The 7,290-nt window shown below is 76.2% G+C and carries 2 protein-coding genes; one reads left to right on the top strand and one right to left on the bottom strand.

The window, feature by feature from the left end:
- Positions 1 to 296: 296 nt before the first annotated feature.
- Positions 297 to 1,097 (top strand): hypothetical protein, encoded by an 801-nt coding sequence (locus tag PYV61_RS17765; RefSeq protein WP_275834074.1) that lies wholly within the window; start codon positions 297 to 299, stop codon positions 1,095 to 1,097.
- Here the strand turns inward: PYV61_RS17765 and sprA are convergent.
- On the bottom strand, positions 1,094 to 7,290 hold a 6,197-nt coding region (sprA, locus tag PYV61_RS17760), incomplete at its 5' end, for a cell surface protein SprA (RefSeq protein ID WP_275834072.1). The two genes, PYV61_RS17765 and sprA, sit on opposite strands and share 4 nt — an antisense overlap.

The raw sequence follows: 7,290 nt of genomic DNA, 5'->3' as shown, positions 1-7,290 counted from the left end.
GGCGATCGCGCGGTCGACCGCGGCCGTCTGCGCGGCCAGCGCGCCCGGCTCGCCGGCGGGGAGCGGCGCGTCCGCCCGCCCCCCGCCGGCCACCCGCGCCCCGACGCCCAGCACCCCCAGCGTCGCGACGAACAGCAGTGCCTTCCGCTCCGCGGCGATCATGGCGCCCACGCTCGCCCCGACGGCGCCGATCCCCCGTATCCGACGGACGCGCCCCGGTGCCGGCCGACGCGCGCGCCGCCACGCCGCGTTATCGTCGGGGGTCCCCCCTCGTCCCGCCGTCCCCGCCGTCCGCCGTGCCCTCCCCCGCCCGCCCCGCCGCGCGCCGACTCCTCGCGCTCGCCCTCCTCCCGCTCGCCGCCTGCGACGGGACGGACCTGCCCAGCTACGGCCCCGGAGGCACCCGCCCCAGCGCCCAGCTCGACGTCCGCCTGCTGGCCGCCGGCGACACGGCGTACCTCCTCGACCCGTTCACCGCGCGCACGGACGTGCGCGTCGCCCCCGCCGGCGGGACGCTCGCCGTCGACGCCCAGGTCTGGCCCGGCGAGATCGACGGGCGCCTCCGCCGGGTGGGCGACGGCCGGCTGCTGGTCAACGGCGCCGCCCTCGACGGGCGCATCCCGCGCGCGGTCCGCGGCCAGATCCGCTACGGCGGCGAGCTCGCCCCCGCCGGCGACGGCGTCGTCGCGGTGGTCCTGCCGACCATCGAGGACCTCCCCGCGGCCGCCCTCCGCTTCCAGGCGGTCGCGCAGCCGGCCGGCACGCGCCCCACGCTCACCGCCGACGAGCTGCGCCTCCCCCTCGTCCCCCCGACCACCCCCGACGGCGTCCGCGCGTTCGGCGGCTACTGGCGGCTCACCCTCAGCCGCGGCGGCGCCACCCGCGTGGTCGAGGGCTCGACCCCGCTCGGCGCGCAACTGGTCGCCCCCGTCGGCACCCTGCTCCCGGGCGACGGGCCGGTGGACGCGCACCTGAGCCACACCCGGTCCTTCGGCACCGACGCCGCCACCGCGCCGGCGGGCGACGCCTACCAGCTCGGCGTCACCGTGGTGACGACGCTGCGCTGGACCGCCATCACGCGCGGCGGCGCGCCCTAGCGGAGCTGCGCCGCGCCGAACGACAGGTTCAGCACCGCGCTGAACACCGTCTGCGTGATGCGCTGGTTCAGGTTGTCGTTGTACGTCGTGACGCGCGAGCCGTTGAGCGAGAGCGTCAGCGTCTCGGCGACGTCCGAGTTCGCGCTGAACGTGAGCGCGCGGCGCCCGTTGTCCGCCTGCACCACGCGCAGCGCGTCGTCCAGCAGCACCGCGCCCGACGCGTCGCGCGGGCGGAGCAGCACCTCGGTGGCGCTCGTCTGCCAGCCGAGCCGCGTGCGGATCGGCGAGCGCAGGTTCCAGCGCGTCGGCGCGGCGAAGGCCTTCGCCAGCTCCACCGCCCCCTCGCGCGCCTCGACGTCGGTGCGGCTCCCGGGCACGTCGTCCTGCCGGCGCGTCAGCGACAGTCCGCCCGCGGTGGTGAACCCGCCGAGCGCCTTCCAGGCGATCGAGCCGTTCACCGGGTAGCGGCGCGAGGAGAGCGCGCGCGCGTCGAGCGGCGCCCCGGAGTCGGCGGGGGTCGTCGTGCGCGAGCGCTGCCACACCAGCCCCGCCGTCGCGCCCACCGTCTCGACCAGCGCGTCGGCGAAGGCGGGGCGCCAGTTCCACCGCAGCGTCAGGTCGGGGAGCGTGCGCTGGTCGCCGTCGGCCTCCGCCTGCCGGTCGGTCGCGGCGCGGCGCCACCAGCTGCGCGTGTCCCCCGCCTCCGCGCGGTTGGTGAGCGACAGCCCGAGCGGCAGCCCGACGGTGTGTGACACGACCAGCCGCGTCACCGCCCCCGCCGCCGTCGCGCTCCGCCCGCCGGGCGCGCGGAAGCCCGCCAGCCCCGCGACGCCGAGCTGCAGCCCGAGCGACGGGTCAAGCGCGGTCGCGTCGACGTTCGACGAGAGCGTGCGCTCGACCCGCACCTCCACCGGCTCCAGCGCGCGGCGCAGCCGGTCGAGCGTCGCCGCCGCCCGGGCGGCGACCGTCACCGTCGGCGAGTCGACGGGCGCCGGCGGCGCGGGCGGGACGGTCGGCGCGGCGCCGAAGATCGCGCGCCCCACGTCCACCGTCGCCCCCGCGCTCGCCACCTGCGTCGTCCCGATGCGGCGCGGCAGCCGGAGCGCGGCCGTCGTGTCCGACTCGTCGACCGCGTCGCGCAGCAGCGTGCGCGCGTTGGGGTCGCGCGTGGTCGTGTGGTACGTCGCCACCTCGGCGCGCGGCTGCACCCACCCCTTCAGCGCCGGCGCGAAGCGGAGCAGCCCCGCCATCGCCCGCTCGCGCTCCAGCCCCACGTCGAGCCCGGCCAGCCGCGCGCGCTCGGCCTCGGTCGCCGCCACGCGGTCGACCGTGTCCCCGAGCACGCGGTCGGCGTCGGCATAGTTGCGCAGGTCGCGCAGCGTGCTCGCGTCCCAGCGCGCGGTGACCGCGGCCGTCGGCTGGAACTCGACCACCAGCCCGTTGCGCCACACGTGATCCCGCCCGTTCACCACCCGCGCCGTGTCGTCGAACGCCACCACCGGCTTCAGGAACGCCTCCTGCCGGTTCCCGGTGCGCACCAGGTGGCTGGTGAGCTTGAGCGTCGTCGGCGTCCACCGGAACGCCCCGCCGATCAGCCCGAGCGACCGCGCCGCCGGCACGAGGTCGTAGTCGGCGCGCAGCGTGAAGCCGTCGCGCGACGCCCGCTGGAACGCGCTCCGCGCCCCGCCGCTCGTCCACGTCGAGGTGAGGGCGAGGTTGTTGAGCAGCGGCGCCCACGGCGTCCCGGTCAGCGGCGTGGCGCGGCGCACGGTCAGCGCGACCGACGTCTGCGCGTCGCGCGGCGTGCGCAGCCCGTCCAGCTGCTCGCCGTCGAGGTCCGAGTTGGCGAGGAACAGCGGCGCCGCGTCGCTCTGCGTGTAGCTCACGCTCAGCGGCATCGCGAAGCCGCGCGCCCCCGGCACCAGCCGGTCGAGCCGCACCGACGCCCCCACGTCCACCGCGTTCGCCGTCGCGAACGTCGGCGTCTCGCCGAGCTGGCGGAAGTACGGATCGCGCCGCACGAGGTTCACGCGCACGTCGGCCAGGTCGCCGGCCTGCACCGACAGCCCCAGCTCCCCAGCCATCCCCGGCGTGTCCTCGACGTCCGACAGCCGGAGGTCGTTCACCCACAGCTCCAGCGTGTCGCCGGCCACCAGCGGGCTCCCGCCGCGCGCGACGCTGTCGACGCGCACGAAGCCGACCGCCAGCTCCTGCACCGCGGCCAGGTTGGGCGGCGTGACGTTCGGCTCGACGGTGTACACCAGGTAGCCGTCCTCGCACGCCGCGTAGCGGTCCACCGCGAAGCCGCGCGGGAGCCCCGACCGCGCGATCAGCGCGGCGTCGGCCCCGGTGCACCGGTACTGCTGCGCGATCCCGCCGCGCAGGTAGGCCGCCTGCACCGCCGCCCGCAGCCGGTAGAAGCGGCGGAAGTCGACGCGCACCTCGGGGAGCCACGCCTCGCGCGACCCCTCCGAGCGCACCGGCGTGCGGTAGGCGTAGAAGTTGTGCTCGTCGCGCCCGAGCTTCACGTACGCGTTCAGCTCCCCGCCCACCCCCCAGCCGCTCGAGTTGCCGCGCATCCACAGCCGGAGCGTGCGGTAGGTCATCAGGTTCTTCGCGCCCTCCGGGAAGCGCAGGTACGCCTCGGCGCGCTCGTACAGCCCGAGCGTGCCGCCGGGCACCCCCGCGCGCAGCCGCAGCGCGCGCTCGTTCACCTGCACCGCGTTGGCCTCGAAGCCGGTGCGACGCTCGTCCGTCTCGTCGGTGACGCCCGGCGGCGACTGGTACGGCACGCGCGCCGTCGAGTCCTGCGTCCCGACGACGCCGGCGATCACGTACCCCGCGCCCAGCGCCGTCGAGTCGCCCGCGATCCCGCTCACCGGGCGCTCCGCGCGGCGCAGCCACGGCGCGCCGACCAGCCGGAGCCGCGCCAGCGCCGTCGTCGTGAACGCGCTGTCCGCCTCGCCCGCGCCGGCGATCATCGTCAGGCGCATCGCGCGCACGCGTCGCACGTTGAAGTCGCCGAGCGAGTCGCTGGGCGAGCGGAAGGGGATGCGCACCAGGACCCAGCAGCGGCGGTCGTTCGTCCCCACCGCCTCGCCGATCGTCGGCGTGCCCGTCGTCTGGCAGGCGGCCGGGTTCTCGCGCGTGAACGTCGCGCGCCGCGAGAGGTCCACCACGTACCGCCGCAGCCGCTCGTACCCCTCGGTCGTCGCCTCGGTGGCGTTGAGCTGTCCGTCCTGGTCGAGGTCCTCCTCGTCCAGCCGGTTGTTGCGCACCGTGCACGACGTGAGCGCGTCGCCGATGACCGCGATGCGCCCCGGCTGCGCGCGGCACAGCTCCACCGGCCGGGCGCCGAGGCGCGTCCCGAGCGAGTCGACGGCGAGCGTCGCGGCGCGGTCGCCCGGCAGCCCGCGGTCGTTCACCGACGCGTCGAACACGCGCGTCAGCGTGTCGCGCTCGGTGTCGAGGACGTCGAACCCCTCGCGGCGCCGTCCGCGGAACAGCGAGTCGAGCCCCGCCGTCACCCCCGGCCCGGCGGCGCGCGGGCGGATCGACAGCGACTCGGGGACGAACGCCAGCGTGTTCTCCGACACGTCGCCGAAGTCGAACACGAGCGTCGGGTTGCGCGCGATCCCCCCCTCGTCGGTGCGGACCAGCGCGTAGAACTCCAGCGCCTCGACGCGCGACAGGTCGGCGCCGCCCGGGTTGAGCAGGGTGCGCACCGAGCGCCAGCGCCGCCCCGCGCCCGCCGCCGCGCCGTCGAGCGTCCAGCGGAAGCGCGACGCCGGCGAGGTCGGCGTGCCGCCGACCGGGGTGCCCGCGTCGTTGCGCAGCGGCAGCCCGCCCACGGTCGACGGATACAGCGTGAGCCAGAGCAGCGGCTCCGGCGGCGCGATCCCGCCCGCGCTCAGCCGGACCGACGGGTCGATGTCGGTGATCCGGTAGAGCTGCTGCGCCGTCCCGCCGAGCGGGCGCACGAGGCTCTGCCAGGCGATCGTCGTCGCGCGGTCGAGCGAGAGCGGCAGGTTGCCCGCCGCGGCGCGCAGCGACGACGACGTCGCCGGGCGGCTCGACAGGTACCACTGCGTCTCGGTCATCGCGAGCCCGAGCCCCCCGTCCCCCTCGAAGGTCTCGAGGTACGCCTGGCCGGCCTGGTTCGGGATCGGCTTGCTGGCCGCGAACTCGGCGCGCAGCGCCACGCGCGCCGGCGCGACCGTGGTGTCGCCCGTGCCCAGGCGGCGCGTCAGCCGGTTGACGGCGCGCGCCAGCGCCGGCGCGTTCCACGCCAGGTCGGCGCGCGCCCCGCCCACGATCGACCCGACCGGCTCGAAGCCGAGCGGGGGGCGGTTGAAGGTCGAGCGCTGCGCCTGCGAGATCGCGGTCAGGCTCAGGATGCCGGCGCCGGTCGTCCACTCGGCGGCGCCGCCGAAGACGCGCGTCGGCTGCACCGCGAACAGCGGGTTCTCCTCGAAGCGCGCCGTCACCTGCGTCGGCGTCGGGAAGAGGCGCTGCGGGTCGACGAAGGTGACGAGCCCCAGGTCGTAGTCGATGCGGTAGTCGACGTCGCGCACCAGCGGGCGCCCGTTGGCCACCAGCTGCTCGGACCCGGCGCGCAGCTGCACCGCGCCGAGCGCCAGCGTCCCCGGGTCGCCGGTCCCCTCCCCCTCGTAGCGCGCGCGCAGCCGGTAGAGGCTCTGCGGGCGCTGCGCCGAGTACAGGAGCTCCGACGGGAAGGTGTAGAGCGTATCGTTGGCCGGGTTGGCGGCCCCCTTCGCGAGCCCCGCGCGCGCGAACGGCTGCAGCGACGGGAAGATCACGAAGTAGTTGCGGATCAGCTTCGCCTGCAGCCCGCCCGCGCCGCCCCCGGCGGCGTTGACGTTCGGGTCCTGCGGGCGCGGCCAGAGCCGGTTCTCGACGTCGAAGGTCGTCGGGTTGGCCGCCTGCGCGAGCCCGAACATCTGCAGGTACGTCGCGCCGAACGACGCGTCGACCGGCTTCTCCTGGTCGCCCCCCGGGCCGGTGACGATGCGCAGCGACACCGACTCGCGCCGCAGCTCCTCGCCGCCCACGAGGTAGACGTTGCGCATCTCGCGGAAGAACGCCGGGTTGCGCGGCGTCAGCTCGGGCTCCCAGACGAGGTTCGCCTCCTGCAGCCCCTCGCGCAGCTCGGTATCGGGGGTGCCGCCGGTGGCGACGTAGCGCGAGCGCTCCCCGTTGATCGTCACCTCGTACGCGACCGCCAGCCGCTCGTTGTTGAGCTGCAGCGGGCGCAGGAGGGCGATCCAGAGCTGCGACGGGTCGACGTAGTAGTCGACGTTCTCGCGCAGCAGCTCGTAGGTCTGCGCGGCCGGGTTGCGTGCGCCGCGCACGCTCAGCCGCGGGCCGCGCGGGTTCTGGATCTGCGCCCCGATCAGCTGGCGGTACAGGAAGACCCGCGTCGGCCGCAGCGTGTCGGGGAGCGCGGCGGCCAGGCGCGCCATCCCGGCGCGGCTCAGGACGTCCACGTTCGGGTAGCCGGGGAGCAGCCGCGGGTCGATCGTGAAGAAGAAGCGGCGCGGCTCGATCTGCCAGTCGTCGAGCGGCTGCTCGCGCGTCTGCACCGTGCGGTCGCCGACGGTGAACACGCGGTCGCGCTGCACCGTCCCCTTCTGCTGCGCGGCGATGGTGCGCCACGTCATGCTCCCCAGCCGCCCGACCGCCTGCACGCCGTAGTTGTTGCTCGGGATGCCGGCGGTCAGGAAGCGCGAGGTCGGCGGGGTGAACGAGACGTTGCCGACCTCGAAGCGCGACAGCCGCGCCCCCGGCTTCCCCTCGTACCAGGCGCTGATGACGTTCGACGCGTCGAACTCGCGCTGCGAGTCGTAGTCCACGTCCAGCCGCAGCCGCTCGGCCACCGGCCCGGTCGAGCGGACGTTGAACTGGAAGTCGAAGTTGGGCTGGAACGCGGCGCGGCAGCCGAGGGCGACCGCGAACCCCTGGGCGCAGCGGGCGTCCTGGGTGCGCTCGAGCTTCGACTCCATGCGGCCGTTGACCCGCAGGTCGAGGTCGCGGAGGAAGTCGCGGGCGGAGTCGGGGGCGGCGGCCGCCCGCCGGGCCGAGTCGCCGGGGGCGCGGGCGGTGTCGGCGCGCGAGCGGGCGCCGGGGGGCGGGGCGGCGCTGGTGTCGGTGCGCGCCTCGCGCAGCGAGTCGG

Source organism: Roseisolibacter sp. H3M3-2, assembly GCF_029211165.1.
Classification (GTDB): domain Bacteria; phylum Gemmatimonadota; class Gemmatimonadetes; order Gemmatimonadales; family Gemmatimonadaceae; genus Roseisolibacter.
This window is presented reverse-complemented; position numbering and strand designations above follow the sequence as displayed.